The 16,307-nt window shown below is 64.5% G+C and carries 13 protein-coding genes; 6 read left to right on the top strand and 7 right to left on the bottom strand.

Annotated features, from left to right (window positions below; translation table 11 throughout):
* The first annotated feature begins 224 nt into the window (after nt 1-224).
* Nucleotides 225-1,220, top strand: a complete 996-nt coding sequence (locus ACQR1B_RS25750; protein WP_434834824.1) for a glycoside hydrolase family 113 — start codon at nt 225-227, stop codon at nt 1,218-1,220.
* A gap of 1 nt (nt 1,221) precedes the next feature.
* On the opposite strand, the gene ACQR1B_RS25745 is transcribed toward ACQR1B_RS25750, so the two are convergent.
* Genes ACQR1B_RS25745 through ACQR1B_RS25720 form a run of 6 tightly spaced genes read right to left on the bottom strand, consistent with a single transcriptional unit; the run spans nt 1,222 to nt 8,913 of the window.
* Complete coding sequence (locus tag ACQR1B_RS25745) at nt 1,222-2,091, bottom strand: hypothetical protein (protein ID WP_434834825.1); 870 nt, start codon at nt 2,089-2,091, stop codon at nt 1,222-1,224.
* Nucleotides 2,067-3,023 (bottom strand): response regulator, encoded by a 957-nt coding sequence (locus tag ACQR1B_RS25740; protein WP_434875138.1) that lies wholly within the window; start codon nt 3,021-3,023, stop codon nt 2,067-2,069. Before ACQR1B_RS25740 ends, ACQR1B_RS25745 begins: the two co-directional genes overlap by 25 nt.
* A gap of 23 nt (nt 3,024-3,046) precedes the next feature.
* Nucleotides 3,047-4,546 (bottom strand): hypothetical protein, encoded by a 1,500-nt coding sequence (locus ACQR1B_RS25735; protein WP_434834827.1) that lies wholly within the window; start codon nt 4,544-4,546, stop codon nt 3,047-3,049.
* Nucleotides 4,543-6,417 carry a glycosyltransferase family 2 protein gene (locus ACQR1B_RS25730; RefSeq protein ID WP_434834828.1) on the bottom strand — a complete coding sequence of 625 codons (1,875 nt, stop codon included), beginning with the start codon at nt 6,415-6,417 and terminating at the stop codon, nt 4,543-4,545. Before ACQR1B_RS25730 ends, ACQR1B_RS25735 begins: the two co-directional genes overlap by 4 nt.
* 8 nt (nt 6,418-6,425) lie before the next feature.
* On the bottom strand, nt 6,426-8,525 hold the full coding sequence (locus tag ACQR1B_RS25725; protein ID WP_434834829.1) for a hypothetical protein: 2,100 nt from the start codon (nt 8,523-8,525) through the stop codon (nt 6,426-6,428).
* Nucleotides 8,526-8,553: 28 nt separating this feature from the next.
* On the bottom strand, nt 8,554-8,913 hold the full coding sequence (locus ACQR1B_RS25720; protein WP_434834830.1) for a hypothetical protein: 360 nt from the start codon (nt 8,911-8,913) through the stop codon (nt 8,554-8,556).
* A 624-nt stretch (nt 8,914-9,537) separates the two neighbouring features.
* Here ACQR1B_RS25720 and ACQR1B_RS25715 point away from each other — a divergent pair.
* Nucleotides 9,538-10,398 (top strand): response regulator, encoded by an 861-nt coding sequence (locus ACQR1B_RS25715; protein ID WP_434875137.1) that lies wholly within the window; start codon nt 9,538-9,540, stop codon nt 10,396-10,398.
* 252 nt (nt 10,399-10,650) lie between these two features.
* On the opposite strand, the gene ACQR1B_RS25710 is transcribed toward ACQR1B_RS25715, so the two are convergent.
* Nucleotides 10,651-11,013, bottom strand: coding sequence for a hypothetical protein (locus ACQR1B_RS25710; protein ID WP_434834832.1), 363 nt, complete (start codon nt 11,011-11,013; stop codon nt 10,651-10,653).
* A 375-nt stretch (nt 11,014-11,388) separates the two neighbouring features.
* Here ACQR1B_RS25710 and ACQR1B_RS25705 point away from each other — a divergent pair, with 375 nt between their 5' ends.
* The 4 genes from ACQR1B_RS25705 (at nt 11,389) to ACQR1B_RS25690 (ending at nt 16,284) form a co-directional block, all read left to right on the top strand.
* Nucleotides 11,389-11,802, top strand: coding sequence for a response regulator (locus ACQR1B_RS25705; RefSeq protein ID WP_434834833.1), 414 nt, complete (start codon nt 11,389-11,391; stop codon nt 11,800-11,802).
* The gene (locus ACQR1B_RS25700; protein ID WP_434834834.1) at nt 11,799-12,473 is read left to right on the top strand and encodes a LuxR C-terminal-related transcriptional regulator; all 675 of its coding nucleotides are present in this window, start codon (nt 11,799-11,801) and stop codon (nt 12,471-12,473) included. Before ACQR1B_RS25705 ends, ACQR1B_RS25700 begins: the two co-directional genes overlap by 4 nt.
* Nucleotides 12,461-15,571 carry an ATP-binding protein gene (locus ACQR1B_RS25695; protein ID WP_434834835.1) on the top strand — a complete coding sequence of 1,037 codons (3,111 nt, stop codon included), beginning with the start codon at nt 12,461-12,463 and terminating at the stop codon, nt 15,569-15,571. Before ACQR1B_RS25700 ends, ACQR1B_RS25695 begins: the two co-directional genes overlap by 13 nt.
* Nucleotides 15,572-15,693: 122 nt before the next feature.
* Entirely contained in the window at nt 15,694-16,284 is a 591-nt protein-coding gene (locus ACQR1B_RS25690; protein ID WP_434875139.1) for a response regulator, read from the top strand.
* Nucleotides 16,285-16,307 lie beyond the last annotated feature (23 nt).

The raw sequence follows: 16,307 nt of genomic DNA, 5'->3' as shown, positions 1-16,307 counted from the left end.
GGTGTTATTCGACTGCGACCACTCCTCGAGAAACGTAAGATCGGTCGCATATCCGGGCTATCACGGGATCGGACGAATGAGTCGTCATCGGCCGCCATGTGTCGACGACAAGGTTGCGTAAGACGGCTCCAAGACGATCGTGGTCGGCACGGCGCACCGACGTGACTTCAGGTTCATAGAGACTTAACCGGTCGACTTCGATGCGAGTTCTATTGATCCGAGCCATGTTTCAATCGCTTTTGTGGATGGTGCTCGCAGGCGGAGTCCTGAGTCCGGCCTTTGGCCGGCGCCTGGATGGCTTCAACATCGTGGTGACGCCCGACCATCCGTTCGGCAGTGCCGCGGCGGAACGCGCGCTGTTGATGACGAAGCGGCTTGGCGCGACTTCGGTCGCCGTGATTCCGTTTCTCTGGCAGTCGGGCAAGTCGGCACCGGACATCGTCGCGGGAAATGACATGTCCGACGAAGCGCTGCGCTCTGCGATCCGGCAGGTCCGTCGGCTCGACCTGACGGTGATCGTCAAGCCACATGTCTGGGTCCCGGAAAGCTGGGCAGGAGCCGTCGAGCCGGCCTCGGAGCCGGCATGGAAGACCTGGTTTGCCCGCTATGGTGCGGAGCTCGAGCGCATCGCTCGCATATCGGCGGAAGAGGGCGCCGATATCCTCGCCGTCGGCACTGAACTCGCCAGGACGACGCAGCGCCCCGAGTGGAGCGACGTGATCGCGGCGGTGAGGTCGGCGTTTCCGCGGACGCTGCTCTACGTCGCGCACAATGCGGACGAAGCCGAGGCGATCACGTTCTGGCCGCTGCTCGATGTCATCGGCGTATCGTTATATCCGCCGCTCGGTTCCGACGACGACCGTGCCGGCCGCATCGTTGCGATGGACGCCGTGGCCCGGCGCCTCGATGCGCTGTCGGCCCGTTGGAGCAAGCCCGTATTGGTGGCCGAGATCGGGTTGCGCTCGGCCAAGGGCGCGGCCGCCAAGCCCTGGGAAAGCGCCGAAGAGCGGGCCGCGCCCGTGGATTTGCAGCTCCAGGCCGATGTGATCGCGGACTGGCTCGCGGTGCTGAAGCGCCCGTCCGTCGAGGGCGTGCTGGTCTGGCGCTGGTTTACCGACCCGGCCGCGGGCGGTGTCGCCGATACCGACTTCACCGTGCAGGGCAAGCCGGCGGAGGCCGTGCTGTCCTGCGCATGGACCGGCGTGTGCCGCTCCCCCTGATTCAGAACCTGTACCACGCCCCGACGACCAGGCCGTTTTCCTGCAGGGCGTTTCGCCCCCAATAGGTCGAGTAGCCGCCCAACTGCAATGACAATGTCGGCGTCAGCGCATAGACCGCGCTGAGCTGAACTTTGTGATAGGCGAAGCTGCCGAAGCCCCAGGTGCCGGCGCCTTCGGAAACGACGTTGAAGGATTGCGCAAGCAACAGCCATCTGTCGGCCGGCCGAACGCCGAAGGTGATGTCGGTGCGAAATTCGTCGGGTGGGCCGCCCAGGCGGAAACGCTGGGCCAGTTGCAGGTCGACGAAGGCCGGAAGTGTGCCGGCCTTGAAGCTGTAGCCGGCGAGACCCCGGAGCTCGAGCTCGTGATCGGTGTATCCGATCGCGGCGGGATTGGTCTTGTCGAACGTGCCGGGAATGCGCACCGTGGCCTGAGCCGATACGACCCAGGCGGAATTCGACCAGAGCCGAACCCTGCCGCCGATGTCGGTATAGCCGAGGCCGCTGCGTTGCGCGCTGATGGGCGCTGCGATGTCGACATGCTGCAGCGAGGGCTGGACGATCGCCGTGAACCAGTCGGTGACGCCATATTCGATCAGGGCCTGCGCTTCACTCTTGCTGTAGCGCGGGATAGGGCGCTGTTTGCTGCCGCTGTCGAAGGCACTGTTCGACTGCATGGCCGTGCCGGTGAAGACCAGCGCGCCGGTCCCGGCGTCGAGCGTCCAGGCTCCGGCCCATGCCGGCCGCGCGAAGCCTGTCAGGCCAATCGCAACGACGCATGAGATGCCGAGCCGCCCGGCCCAGGTCTTGACCGATCTCCGGGCGCGCGATGTGATTGGCGGGACAACTAAGCACATAGCGGTACCACGCAATCGCCGCCGGTTGCGGTTATTTCCGACACCGCCCCGATGGCGCGGGTGAGGAGATGGATGCGACCGGCGCCGTTGACGCGTTCCGTCACGACGGCAATGCTGGCGGTCACGTGATGGGCGGCGATCGCTTCCGGGTTGGGGATCCTGAGACTCACGATCGAGGCGCGCAGCGTCTCGGCCAGCTTGATGGCGGATGCGCGCGATTGATCGGGCAGGACGAGGACGATGACCCCGTCGCGATAGATCGCTGCGACCGCGCCGACAGATGCAGAGGCCGCGCGCACCGCGGCCGCGACTCGGGCCATGATGCCCGATTCTGGGGGCTTCCCGGTTGCCCGATGCGCGCTCAGCCGGTCGACGGCGAGCGCGATGACGGACGTCTCGGTACCAGGGGGAAAATTCGCGTCGGCGAGTAGGTAGGCTTCGGCCATTTCGCCGACGAACAGGCCGGTGCGCGCATCGATCCAGCTCGATGCACGATGGTCGACCGATCTTGACGCCAGCCTCGTCAGCTCGGCTTCGCGGGCTTCGCGGCGATCGAACTCCGCCTTCAGCTTGAGCGCAGATCGAACGCGTGCCAGCAGTTCGACCCGGTTGACCGGCTTGGTGATGTAGTCGGTCGCGCCGGCGACGAACGCATTGCCCAGGCTGTCGGTATCACCCAGCGCCGTCACCATGATGATCGGCACGCTTGCAAAGCGCGGATCCTTGCGGATGCGCGCGCAGGCTTCGATGCCGTCGACGTCAGGCATGACGATGTCGAGGAGAACGAGATCGACCGTTGCGGGCTCCGACGATGCTCCGATCCCAAGCACCCGATAGGCGTCGTTCGCTGATCCCGCGGTCGTGACCTGTTCATAGCCTGCGGCCAGGAGCATCGCTTCGGTGATGTCCCGCCCGTCTTCGGAATCGTCAACAACGAGAATACGCATGGTGAACTCCATTCCCCCCGACTTCATTTTTGGACGACAACATGTCCGGCGACGACCTCGGTGCGCCCGAACATCCGCCAGCCGGCCTTGTCGTAGATGAGTTGATAGCCAGGCGCTCCCCGCCGATAGAGCAGGGGGAAGGCCTTGTTCAGCCGGTCCTGTGCTCCGCTTCCCACCTGCGGATCAGGAACGGCCACGAACGGAGCGTCGATCCGTGAGAACAGAATCCCGAGCGTGAATGCCTCGTCGGACGGCGACAGCAACCCGCGCGCGCCGCCACGCCCGAGGACGATCGCGGGCGCGTTCAGCGTGTCGACGAGAATTCCGTCTCGCCCCTTGCTGGCATGGCCGAGATCGATCGCCGCGCTCCGTTCCGTATCCGCATGATGGCCTTCCAGGGCAATGGCGACGTTGACGGCGCCGCTGGGATCCGCGATCACCAGACCGGCGATGCCGCCGAACCAGCCGAGCACCAGTAGCGCCGCAACGATGCCCAACCGTCTGCGTACCGGCGGCATGTAAATGATCACGACGGCGGCCAGGATCGGAGGCATCACCGCAAGCGCCGCGGGATCGCCGAACAGAGCGGTCGTGACGGCGAGAACGGCCGCGGCGAGCGCCGTCGAGACGAACATCAGAGCGGGGGCGAGCAAGGGGCGCAGGCGCCAGATCGAGACGACCGCAAAGCAGGTGATGGGAGCGCCGATCAGGATCGCCGCGAGCGTCGCGATGCCGGCGTCGATCGAGAGTGAACCCGACAGCCCGCGGCCGAACAGGGTAGAAAATCCCGTCGCCCAGGTGGCGACGCCTTCGGCGGGCGCGACCAGGAAGGTCCAGCCGCTGCCCGGGAATATCCACGACATGTAGGAGAAGGCGGCGACGCAGAAGGCGGTTGGAAACAGCAATGCGAGCACCAGATTCCACGTCGTCCGGGACAATTGCTCGGGCTGTACCGCCAGTACGAAGAACGGGACCGCGGCACAGGTGATTGCCGCGCCCATCGGATGCGAGAAGGTCAGACCGAGCAGCGACAGGCCGACGCCCATCACCTCGGCGGCTCCGGTGTGCGCCCGCAGTCTGAACAAGGTGCAGCCGAGCAGGAAGAGAAACACCGTGAAGATGATCTCGGACGGGCCGGCGATCGCGGCACGCAGGATCGCCGGATGCAGCACGATCGGAACGACCAGCAACGGTGCGATGACCGCGGCGATACCGACGCGCTGAAAGGAGGCCAGCAAGCCGCCGGCGAGGAGGGCGAGAACGATCCCAGTGAGAAGGACGGGCGTGGGCGTCCCGCCGGGGGTGACGGCTTGCAGCAGCGTCGTTGTGAGGAAAGGGATGGTCGGATAGGCGGCGAGAATGCGCCCGACCGGCATCTGCCCTTCGCCCGCAGTCATCGCGCTCGCCCACAACGTCACGGCATCATTGGGAATGAGGCCGGCCGTCATGGCGCTCAGCGAGGCCGCGAAGACGATCACGCAGACGGCTGCCATCAACGTCCCGAGCGGCAACAGGCGGCTCATGTGGCGGCCTCCTGCGCGCGCGTCAGTTCGCGAACGACATGTTTCGAGACGCCGTGGTGCGTCTTCTCCCAATAGAACGGATTTCGCAGCAATTGCCACAATCCGCGATAGGTCGCGATCGAGAGAATGACCCAGTAGCCGAATGCGGTCAGGCTGTAGGGAATCAGGTTGAGCCAGCCGCGCCGGATCGGCGCCAGCATGTTGAGAAACATCAACGCGCCGTTGCCCGCGAGCAGGTTGAACAGGCTCAGGAACAGCAGCGGCTCCGGAAAGACGGCCTCCAATCCGCTGATCGCGGCGATCAGCCAGGCGAGGTAGAGCAGCCAGAAGACCGGGTTCAGCAGGCCGGACAGCACGGTGCCGCCGATGAAGACGACGAAGCCGAGAAAACCGAGTGGTCCGATCTTGTGCATGAAACGCAGCGGGCTCCGGGTGTGAACCAGCAGCGTCTGCATGTAGCCTTTCATCCAGCGCGAGCGTTGCCGGATCCAGTTGCCGGCGTGGCAGCTCGCTTCCTCGAACGTCGTGGAATCCACGATGCCGACGCGGTAGCCCTTCTGGGTCAGGCGCACGCCGAGATCGGCGTCCTCGGTGACGTTGAAAGGGTCCCAGCCATGGAGTTCGCGCAGCACGTCGATCCTGAAATGATTGGACGTGCCCCCAAGCGGAATGGGAATGCGAAGGCGGTCGAGGCCCGGCAGCATCTGGTCGAACCAGAGGCCGTAATCCAGCGTGAACATGCGCGTCAGCCAGTTTTCGCTGGAGTTGAAATAGCTCAGGCTGCATTGCAGGCAGGCGGTATTGGCCGACGACTTCCGGAACGTCGCGACCACCTTGCGAAGCTGGTCCGGCTCGGGCCGGTCCTCGGCATCGTAGATCACGAGGAACTCGCCGCGGGCGAACTGCAGCGCGAAGTTGCAGGCCTTAGGCTTGGTTTGCGGGTGCGATGGCGGCACCCGGATGATCTCGAACATGCCTTCGAGGCCGAGCCGGCTGGCGACCTCGATTGTCTCGCGATCGCTCGCCTCCAGCACCAGCTTGATGTCGAGCTTGCCGAGCGGGTAGTCGAGATCGCGTAGCGCCTGAGCCAGCATCGGCAGCATGGCCGGCTCCTTGTACATCGGCACCAGCACCGTGAAGACCGGTAGTTCGTCGTCCGTGAGCGCGCGCGCCTCGATCGCGATGGTTTCGTCGGCGATGCGCACGCCGCCGAACAGGACGAGAAGGCCCTTGAAGATGAAATTGCCAAGGTAGAAAACGCTCATCGCCACGTTGAGCGCGATGAGCGTCGTGATGGGGGATAGCGCCAGGCCGAGCAGGATCACGCTGAGCATCGCGTAGCCGAAGACGACCTGACCCGGGGTGAAGACCCGCTGTGCCGAGAGTTCGGGACTGAGGTCGGCGAGTTCGTACACGGCGCGCGCGGACAGTGCGTCGTCGAACGCGGCCTGCACAGCCCACACGATGTCGAATTTGGTGGCGACGACAAAGGCGACGTTCGTTCCCCAGCGTTGCCGCGCAAACAGCAGGGTCTCGGGGCCGGGCTCGGCGGTCGCAATCATCAGCCGTCCGTCGCGGTACTTCCACGGAATGGTCAACCGCCGGGCGTAGATGTCGGCCTCCCCCTCCAGAAGAAGCACGGGATCCGGGGGATCGTTGATCAGATCGACGAAGGGCAGTTCGTAGTGGTACGCGACGGCCTGGTAGTAGATCGCCGGCTCCGCCCAGTTGCGCGACAGGATCGCGTTTCCGAGGCTGACGTGCCAGGCCTCGGCGAGCGCGATGGCCTCGTCGAGCTGGCCGAGCGTGAGGACACGGCGGGCGACGAGAATGTCGCCGAGCGCGCGATCGGAAGCTGACAATGGCTGCATGACACGTCCTACTCGCCAGCAGGTGTAGAAGCACGGCGACGGTACATGCGCTGGGCCAGCAACAGAAGCGCAATGGTTGCAACTGCCCAAATAGCTCCGACGATCCACGGCCAGACGCGGTCGATGTCGGTCGTCCATGACCGTTGATCTACATATGCCACGCGCAGAAGGGTATCGCGGTAAGTCGAGAGAGCGAGGGCGACGCCGCTGCGGTCGAGGAATGCGACGTCGCCGCGGTCGAGACTGATGGTCGGAGCGGCGGGCAGTGATCCGTCACTGCTGAGCGGGCGAATCCACAATCCAGGAAAGTCGTTCGCCGTGACGATCTGCGCGACCGCGCCGGTGGTCATCCCGCCGACGTCGAGCAGAACGCGTTCGCTGCGATCGGTGATGGCCACCCGGCCGCGATCGAACCGCACGCGCTGATCGGCGGCGGGAGGCGTATTGGCGACCGCAATGAAGGGCGCCGACGGTGTCGCCGTTGCATTGACGTCGACATACGTCACCTCGATCGGCGTCGTCTTGTTCGACAGCGCGCTCACGACGTTGGACAAAGAGGCCAGCACGGACAGCGGGCGATCCGCCGTCGATGCCGGCAAGAGAACCTGGATCCCATTGGCCCACAGGCTCGCCAGATCCGAGAAGTCGCGCGCGGCCGGGCCTGCCGGCGACAGGATCACCTGGCTGGAGCCGAGTAGTTCCGCCGGGTAGCCCTGCGGTTCGAATCGGCAGTCGCCCTGTGAACTGCGGCGTTGCACGACGGCTCTGACGTTCGCGATCGTGCCGACGAGGCCGTCGGGAAGGGCAAAGTCGAGCCGTGTCGGCCCACCGATCGCGGCGACGGTGCTCGCGAGCAGGTGTTCGTTGACGAAGGCGCTGACGACGGCCTTTTCGCCGGCTCCATCGGGAGCAACCATGACGTCGAGGACGAGGCGCGAGGGGCGGGTGCCGCCCGGCAACGACTGGCTGGCGATTGTCACGGCGAGCTCGGCGCGGCCGAAGACATCAGCGCGAGGCGGTGTGAGACCGAGGTCATCGATACTGATCCGTTCGGTCGGCTGCCGCGCGACCGAAGTCGGCCCGATCGAAGCGGTCGGCGTATCACGGAGAGCCGAGAGTGAGGGATGGCCGAGCAGCCTTCCGATCTGCGACGATCCGCCGTCCGTGGCGAGCAGGACCGGAACGCCGCCGATCCGGCCAGCCGCAAGCGCGTTGCTAGTGACAGTAGCGCCGGCGTAGCTGGCCAATGTTGCCAACGGCGCATCGAGCCGATCAATGATGCCGTCGAAGGATCCGACGACGATGAGACCGCGCGTCCACCGTCCCTTGTTGTCCTGGTCGACCAGGTCCGGAATGGCATTCTTGCCGTGATGGAAGCTCACGGTCCGCCCGCCGGCCTTCAGGGATCGGGCAATCGTCAGCGCGGTGGCGACATCGGCAGCCGGCGGCGAAACGCTGGACAGCAGAATGCCGACGTCCCGCGGCATCAGCGCAGCGGTCACGGCGATATTCGGCGCGCCGGCGATGCCGACGGCAAAATCGACGGTGGTTTCGGGACGTATGGTGAGACTGTCGCCGACATAGCGGACGTCGATACAGCGATCCTGCGTGGCTGCGCCGGAATACACGAATGACAGTTTCAGAAAGCCGTCGCGCGCCGATATGTTCGCGAGCGAGATGCGGGCCGTGCGCCCGGTGCCCTTGCCATCCAGGGCAAGCGCGGCAATGGAACGATCGTTGGCCAGTATTTCCAGGCTGCGACGCGCCTCATGGGCGCTCACGTCGTCGTAGGCGAGCACGAGCTCGGCCAGATTGAGTTCGACGCCCTGCGGCACCCGAATATAGAGTTCGCGACGGCCGCCGAGATTGGACAGGCGGAACCCCTCGGGAAATCCGGCGTCGGCGATGGGAACGCCGACCCGCAACGATTTGAAGGGGGCATCGACGATCGCCGCCTGCGGGAACGCTGCCAGCAGCGGCGGCGGGAATGGTGAGGTCATTCTCACCGGCTCCGGCGGAGCGGCAGGCGACCTGCGTTGTTGGGCGTAAACTGACGACGCCTGGATTGCGAGGCACGCAGCCAGGACAAAACGCACGACATGCGACACGGTACTTCCCCCATCATTAAAAACAGTATTATCCCTGGCTCGACCCTGGACTGTGTAGCTCGGCCTGCGCAGCGGATCGAAGCAATCCAAGTTGTGAGGTCAGGTCATCCAATTCTCCGATCTCCAAACCTCGCCGCGCACGATAGGGCTCGATCAGGATGGCATCGCATGCTCGCGCCGCCCGACCGATCGCCCCGAAACCGATCGTCGACGCGATCCCGCAGATGTCGTGAACCCAGCAATATGTCGTTGCGACCAGTTCCGCCGAGGCGGCTCCGTCTCCCGTCATTCTCGGCAGGTCGATGGCCGCCAGCTGCAATTGCTCCATGAGCTTCGCCGAAAAGCGCCCGCGTACGACGGCGAGACGCGCCTCGAGCCGTCGGTCCATCGCAGTGTCCTGGAGGGGCCGTTCCGGCATCCTACGTTCCGTACGGCTTGGATGATGCGGTCGGCATGGCCAAATGAGACGGTGTGATGCACGCGCGCCGACGGCAGGATGCCGCAAGCGTGACGGCAACCGTCCGCGTTCGCCCCGATGGCCTGGTGATAGGGTGGCGCATAATAGATGACGGCCCCAATTCCCGAATGAAATGGTCAACGCGAGTCGTTCGCGCGTCTTCGAGGCTGAGCTGATTCCGTTACTTTCGAACGCACGCTTTGCCGCGTAGAAATACGCTGGCCACCGGCCGGACAGACTCGGTTCGGGTCGCACGCTACGAATGGACAGGCGTGGAGCTTTCGATGCCGAGACTACCGCAAGTGACGATGGCGGCGCCGAGACGGCACCGGCACGACGATCCCGGCGCGATCGCAGCGGGACGACGAAGCGCATCGCGCGCAAATCGCGTAGTCCTACCTGGATCGACCTTATCCTGACATTTAGGCTGCGTTGATCGGATGGAGACGTGTGCCGAACGCCGGATGACACCGGAGCGCTCGGCGATCGGGCTGGAGGCGCGGTGAAAATCCCTCGTCAAGAAACGGCGCTCGGCCCCGACATGGGAGGCGTGTGATGGAGGCAAGGCAAGCGAGCAGGGCGGTCTCGACGATGTTGATCGTCGATGATGATCCCCTTGTTTTGAAGGCGACCGCCAGCTGGTGTACGCGGATGGGATTCGTCGTCCTGACCGCGACCACGGGACTGCAGGCTCTGATCATGGCGGCCGAGCATCGGCCCGACGTCATCGTCATCGACGTCAACCTGCCGGAGGTCGATGGGTTGAGCGTCCTGGCCTATCTGTCGGACGCAGCGAAAACGGCGCCGCATGTCATCGTGATGACCGGCCGGGCGGATCAGCGAACCGGCGAATTGTGCGATGAGCTCGCTGCGACGTGCATACCCAAAGGCCGTTTCTTCTGGAAGCAGCTCGCAGCGCGCCTCGCTGAAATCTATCCTGAGAAGAGCGCCGACATAGACCGAGCTTCCCGGGAATTTGCGACGATCGACGTCAACCGGCGTCCGCGCGTGCTGCTGGTGGATGACGACGCCAGCGTCAAGAAGATGTTCTCCCACAGGCTCGACGAACTGGGCGTCGATCTGCTGCATGCCGAGGATGCCACGCGAGCATTCTGGACAGCGCGGCGCGAGCATCCGACGGTCATCGTCGCGGATTACTGCATGCCGAACGGCGATGCCGGATATCTTCTCACGAAGCTGCGCAGCGTGCCGGAGACCTGCGCAATCCCGGTCATCGTGCAGTCGGGACGACGCCTGAGCGACTCGATCAAGCGCAAGCTGAAGGAGGAGATCAACGGTCAACCCGGAGCAGCCCGCATTCTGCATAAATCGATCGACGACGCGGAGCTGCTGGACACGTTGCAGAGGTATTGCGGGTTCGCGGCCGTTCGCGAGGATGAACCGGCTCCGAGCTGAGGCGCGGTGCCGCGCCTCTCCGGTCGTCCTGCCGTTCTACCATCCCACCATCGATCCACATCGCGTCGCGCGCGGTGCTTGGGGCCGGCAGCGCCATTGGCGGATGTCGTCCATCCTGCAGTGGGGGACGAAAAGCGCCAGGGCGCGCGCGTCATGATGGGCCGCGGGGCCGCAAGCGCATCTGGCGGCTCGAGGCCGTGATCCGGAGCGCGACGACGTATCGTCAGACCCGCTGCATCAGGGACGGATGGCCTATCCGCCGCGCTGATACATCATCCGCAGTTCCGATGCGGCGGCGGATCGCAGGTGAGCAAGCGCTTCTTTCAGAGTCATGATCTCGCTGTCGGTCGGCCTGCGCTTTTCGGCCATCGCGCGCAGCAGGGCGCTCTCGGCGGCGCGGGCCGCCTCTCCGGTGGCGGCGAAGCCGACCGACGGCCCGATGCCGCAGATGTTGTGCAAGTGACGATAGGATTCGGAAACGAGTGTGAGGCTGCTGGGCTCTCCTCGCGACATGCGGTCGGCATAGACGAGGGTGTCGGTGATTTTGCTTTCGAGCGCGGTTGCGAAGCGGTGCCTCACCTTGGCAAGGCGCGCCTCGAATTGATCGGCGGTCATGCGATCGTCCTCCTGCTGCGTCCTACTTCCTCCGAACACAGTCCACAGAAGGAATTAATTTCAGGTCATCGCATCCCGATCAATCTATCCGATCGCTGCCCTGATCAATCGGCGAGCCGATGGCGGGTGGTTCGGAGAGCAAGGCGATACCGCACAGCGCATGCGCACGGCCGCAGAAAGCTCAGGTAGTTTTACGTGCGTCGAAATTAACGCCTCGTCAGATATGGCCGAATAGCGTTTGCAATGACGCAGCACCGCCGTCTGCACTGACCGCGATGTCGCGAGGCTATGTTGTCGCCGCCGGGGTTGTACATGTATGCGTCAGGGCATGATGCCCGCGTCCAAGTCGAAGGGATCGAAGTCGAACGAGCCGTCATGGCTCCCCGCTCGTTGCGGGTTCTCGTCATCGATGACGACGAGAGCGTGGGCGCGGCGATCAAGGCTTTCCTGGCGCGGCGCAGATGTCGGACCGAGCTGGCATCAGGCGCCTATGCCGGGATCCAGGCGCTGCGGCTTTCGAACTTCGACGTGGTTCTGGTCGACCTCTTCATGAGCGGGATGAGCGGCCTGGACGCCATCGGCTACATTCGGCAGCGATCGGCCGTTCCCATCATCGCGATGTCGGGCTTCAGGTTGCGTAGCTCGCTCGAGCCGATCGATTATCTCGACAGCGCCCTGCAGCGCGGCGCGTCGTGCTGCATTCGCAAGCCGTTTTCTTCCCATCAGCTGATCGAGGCCATCGACCTCAGTCTCGCGTCGGCTGCTGATCCGGGAGTTTCGTTGCGATGAGGCAATCAGACGGCGACACGATGGTGGCCGAACGCTTGGAGACGGAACCCCCCGGGACCGATCGCGCGAGTGCTGCGAACGAGGTGGGCGCCGCGATCGCGCATCAGTTGAACGGGCCGTTGACGGCCCTCCTGCTCTATCTCGGGGACCTCTGCCAGCACGGCGACCGCTTTCCCGAGGCGGGCCGGGATGGTGTCTCGCTGAAGGAGGTCGCGGAAAATGCGCTGCGCGAGGCCGAATGTGTCTGCAGCCTGGTGCAGCGGCTTGGCGATACGTTCGAGGCGCCGCTCAGGGAGCAGACCGCGTTTGCGCAAGGCCGTGAAATCATCAGGTGGTGGTCGCGGACCGGCAGTGGCAACGACGAGACGCCGTCGGTTCCGGCGACCACAGTGTGCCAGCGTTCGCTGACCCCGCGCGAGCAGGAGGTCCTCAGCCTGGTCAGAGAGGGTTATTCGAACAAGGAAGGTGCGGCGCGGCTGCAGATCAGCCCGCGGACCTATGAAGGTCACCGGGCCGCCCTGATGCGGAAATTCAGGGCCAAGAACCTCGCAGACCTGCTTCGCTTGGCGGCAGGGGACCAGGACCCGGCCGACGGCCACTTGCCGGCTCCGGCCGGACGGCGTCGGGCCGCGCGGCCCGAGCGTCGCGGGAAGATTCGATGCGGGAGTTGAGAGGCGAGACCGCCGCCGATCATGCCGTCACCGAGCCATCCTCCGGTTCGATCGAGGCCGGTCCGAGCGATCACGAGAAGCATGCCGCGTGCGACCGATCGACCTCGCGCGAGACTTGGAAAAGATTGATGCAGTTGTTCGGCCGGCTCAGCGTCTTGCTTGGTGGGCGTCTGTCGATCCAGGCAAGACTCTTCCGCATCATCCTCATGCTGTCGGTTCCCACCTTCATCGGATTGGCCGCGCTCGCATGGGGGATGTACCAGCGCGAACGTGAACAGACGTCGCAAGGTGCGTTGGCCACGGTCCAGGCTCTGGTCGCCGCGCTCGACCGGGATCTGGCGGGAACGTCCTCTGGAGCCCAGATTCTGGCGGAGTCGTCGGCTCTCGCGTCCGATGATCTGGCGGCCTTCTATCTCGAGGCGAAGGGAAGCCTTCCCCATCTGCTCGGCTTCTCGGTCGCGGTGGCGAATGCAGCAGGCCAGCAGGTCGTCAACACGTCGTTGCCCTTTGGCGCACCGCTGCCGGTACGCGCAGATCTGGTGAACCACAGGAAGGTGTTTGAAAAAGGCCGGCCGTCAGTCTCCGGTGTCTTCATCGGCGCCGTCTCGAAGAGGCCTGTCGTCTCCATCGATGTGCCGGTGTTTCGCGATGGACGAGTGAAATACACGCTCGGGGTTGCCATTCACCCGGGACGGCTGAATGGCCTGTTCGCGAATCAGAAACTGCCGGCTGGTTGGGTCGTGACCGTCACGGACCAGGCCGGCGTCATCGTTACGCGCTCGGGTGATCCCGAAGCGACTGGCAGGCCCGCGCCGGTGACGCATATGGACATCGGATCGCCGCAACCGAGCGTCCTCGAGACATATCGGGTGGACGGGACGTCACTGCTGATGGCGTTCGGCCGGTGTGAACGCGCAAACTGGACCGTCGCGATCGGAATCCCGCTCGTCGATCTCTATCGCAGGCCGAACGCGATTCTCATGTACGGCGTCGCTGGCGTTTTCGGCGTCCTCTTCATTGGGCTGATCTCGGCGACGTACGAAGCGAAGCGGATCGCGCGTGCCGTCCGAGGCCTGATGCCGGCGGCGCTTGCTTCGGCAACTGACGAAACCGTCGCCGTGACGCGATCCGACGTCCAGGAAATCGACGACGTGGCGGTCGCGATCGAACGTTCACGTCGGTTGCTGCAAGAGCGCACGCACGAGCGCGACAGCGCCGAAATGACCATCGCGGCCAGAAGTCTCGCCGACGAGATGTTTCGCCTCGCGGTCGAGGCGTGTCCGAACGGGATGTTGATGATCGATGCCGAGGGCAGGATTTCGATGGTCAACAGCGAGATCGAAAGGCAGTTCGGCTACACACGCGAAGAACTGATCGGCCAGCCGGTGGATATTCTGGTTCCCGAGCGTTCGCGCGTGAAACACGCCTGGCTCGGGGATGCTTTCACGTTGCAGTCGGACGCCAATCGGGCGGCGGCTGCTCCCGACCGTTCCGGACGGAGGAAGGACGGGACCGAATTTCCAATTGAAGTCGGCCTCAATCCCATTCGTGCGGGCCAGGGCCTCATGATCCTGAGCGTCGTTGTCGACGCCAGCGAACGCAGGCGGGCCGAACGCCTCAAGGACGAGTTCGTCGCGACGGTGAGCCATGAACTGCGGACCCCGTTGACCTCGATTACGGGGTCGCTGGGGCTCCTCGTCGGATGCTGGAGCGGGAAGATTCCGGAGCCGGCGGCGCGGTTGCTGACGATCGCTCACGCCAACAGCGAGCGCCTGGGACGCCTCGTCAACGACATTCTCGACATGGAAAAGATCGAGGCGGGCCACATTACCTTCAATCTCAGAAGGGTCGATATAAGGTCGCTGGTTGCTCAGGTCATCAAGGATAATCGCGGCTACGCAGATCACTATGCGGTCGGCGTCGAACTCGACGCGGGCGCGGCGGACGTCTATGCCAACGTGGATCCGGACAGATTGGCCCAAGCGATCGCGAACCTCCTGTCGAATGCGATCAAGTTCTCTGCAGCGGGCGGAGTCGTGCAGGTCGCGGTGGAGGACAACGGGGACAATTTGCGGATCGCCGTGCGAGATCACGGTCCGGGCGTCCCCGAAGATTTCAAGTCCCATCTTTTCGAGAAGTTCGCCCAGGCGGATGCCACCGATACCCGTCAGAAGGGCGGCACCGGTCTCGGCCTCAGCATCGCAAAGCAGATCGTGGAGCGACTCGGAGGCAAGGCAGGTTTCGAAGACGCAGATGGCGGCGGCGCGGTGTTTTACGTCGACCTGCCGATGTGGGACGATACCGTCGGTGGCGCGATCGAGACCGCCGCAACCGGCGTTCCGTCGCGGATCCTGTTGTGCGAAACGGATCCGGTCATCAAGAAGGCGGTGCGGATGAGACTGGCGCCGGCAGGATTCACGGTGGATTTCGCGCATTCGGTCCAAGCCGCGCTGCTGCGCTCCAGCACCAACCGCTACGCAGCCGTCGTGATCGGCCTGCCGCTCGACGACGCCGAACGTCTCGATCTCGCGGCGCAGATTCGAAGCATTCCCCATCATGGCAACACCATGATCATCGTTTCCTCCGACGGCCCCGCGGGCGCAAACGCCGACGCCGCCGGGGTCGGGCAGGCCAGTGACGTGCAATGGATCGGGCGCCCGATCGATGTCGAGCGTCTGGCATTGCATCTGGCTGCAACACGGCCGTCATCCGGGTCGAAGCCGCGCATTCTTCACGTCGACGACGATCCGGAGACGCTGGCGCTCGTAGCGTGTGAGCTGGAGACGATCGCCGACATCGTGTCTGCCGGCAGCCTGGAGGCCGCGCGGCGGCTATTGGCGGCGGAGCGCATCGACCTCGCGATCGTGGATATCCGGTTGGGCACGGATTCCGGGCTGGATCTGTTGCCGGATCTTCGGGACCCGGCCGGCAACATCATTCCCGTGATCATCTTCTCCGAAGCAAATCAGGATTGGTCGGAAGAAGATGAAATGCAGCCTGCATCGCTGAAGACGGCTTTTCCCATCGAGCGCCTGGGCTCCATCGTGCGCGACCGTTTGGGGCTCTCCTCGCCATCATCCGTAAGGGAGGTCGCATGACCGCAATTCGTGTTCTCCACGTCGATGACGAACCGGATATCCGCGAAGTCGTCGAATTGTCTCTCGCTCTGGATCCCGATTTCACGGTGCGCAGTTGCGCGTCGGGCCGCGAGGCGGTGGCGATGGCGGCCGAATGGGCGCCCGATGTCATCCTGCTCGATGTCATGATGCCGGTGATGGACGGGCCCGCGACGCTCGCACAGTTGCGGCAGAATGCTGCGACGGCGGATTTTCCCGTGGTCTTCATGACGGCCCGGACGCAGGCGCGGGAGACGGATCGGTTTCGGTCGCTCGGAGCCGTGGGTGTGATTGCGAAGCCGTTCGATCCCATGACGCTTGCGGCGTTGCTGCGGACCTATGCGCGGCCTTCGCACGATCCGCTGGAGCAGTTGCGGACGGAGTTCCTGCGCCGAGTCGAGCGCGACGCCGAGCATCTCTTGGAATATCGAAAGAGGCTGGACGTCGAAGGACGGTCACCAGCTCTGCTGGAGCAGATCAGGTCGACCTCGCATGCGCTGGCGGGCGCCGGTGGCATTTATGGTTTTGCTCAACTGAGCGACGTGGCCGCGGATCTCGAGGATGTGGTCACGGCTGAGATCGGCGGCGCCGCGCCCGGCGCGGGGACCGATCGTGCGCTCGACGCCCTGATCGTTGCGATGGAGCAGTGCCGGTGCCCGGCGCCTCTCGATGCACGCTCTTTGAAGCGGGCCTAGCGCTGACGGTCCGATTGATCCGC

This window comes from Bradyrhizobium oligotrophicum (genome assembly GCF_051168495.1).
GTDB lineage: Bacteria > Pseudomonadota > Alphaproteobacteria > Rhizobiales > Xanthobacteraceae > Bradyrhizobium > Bradyrhizobium oligotrophicum_A.
This window is presented reverse-complemented; position numbering and strand designations above follow the sequence as displayed.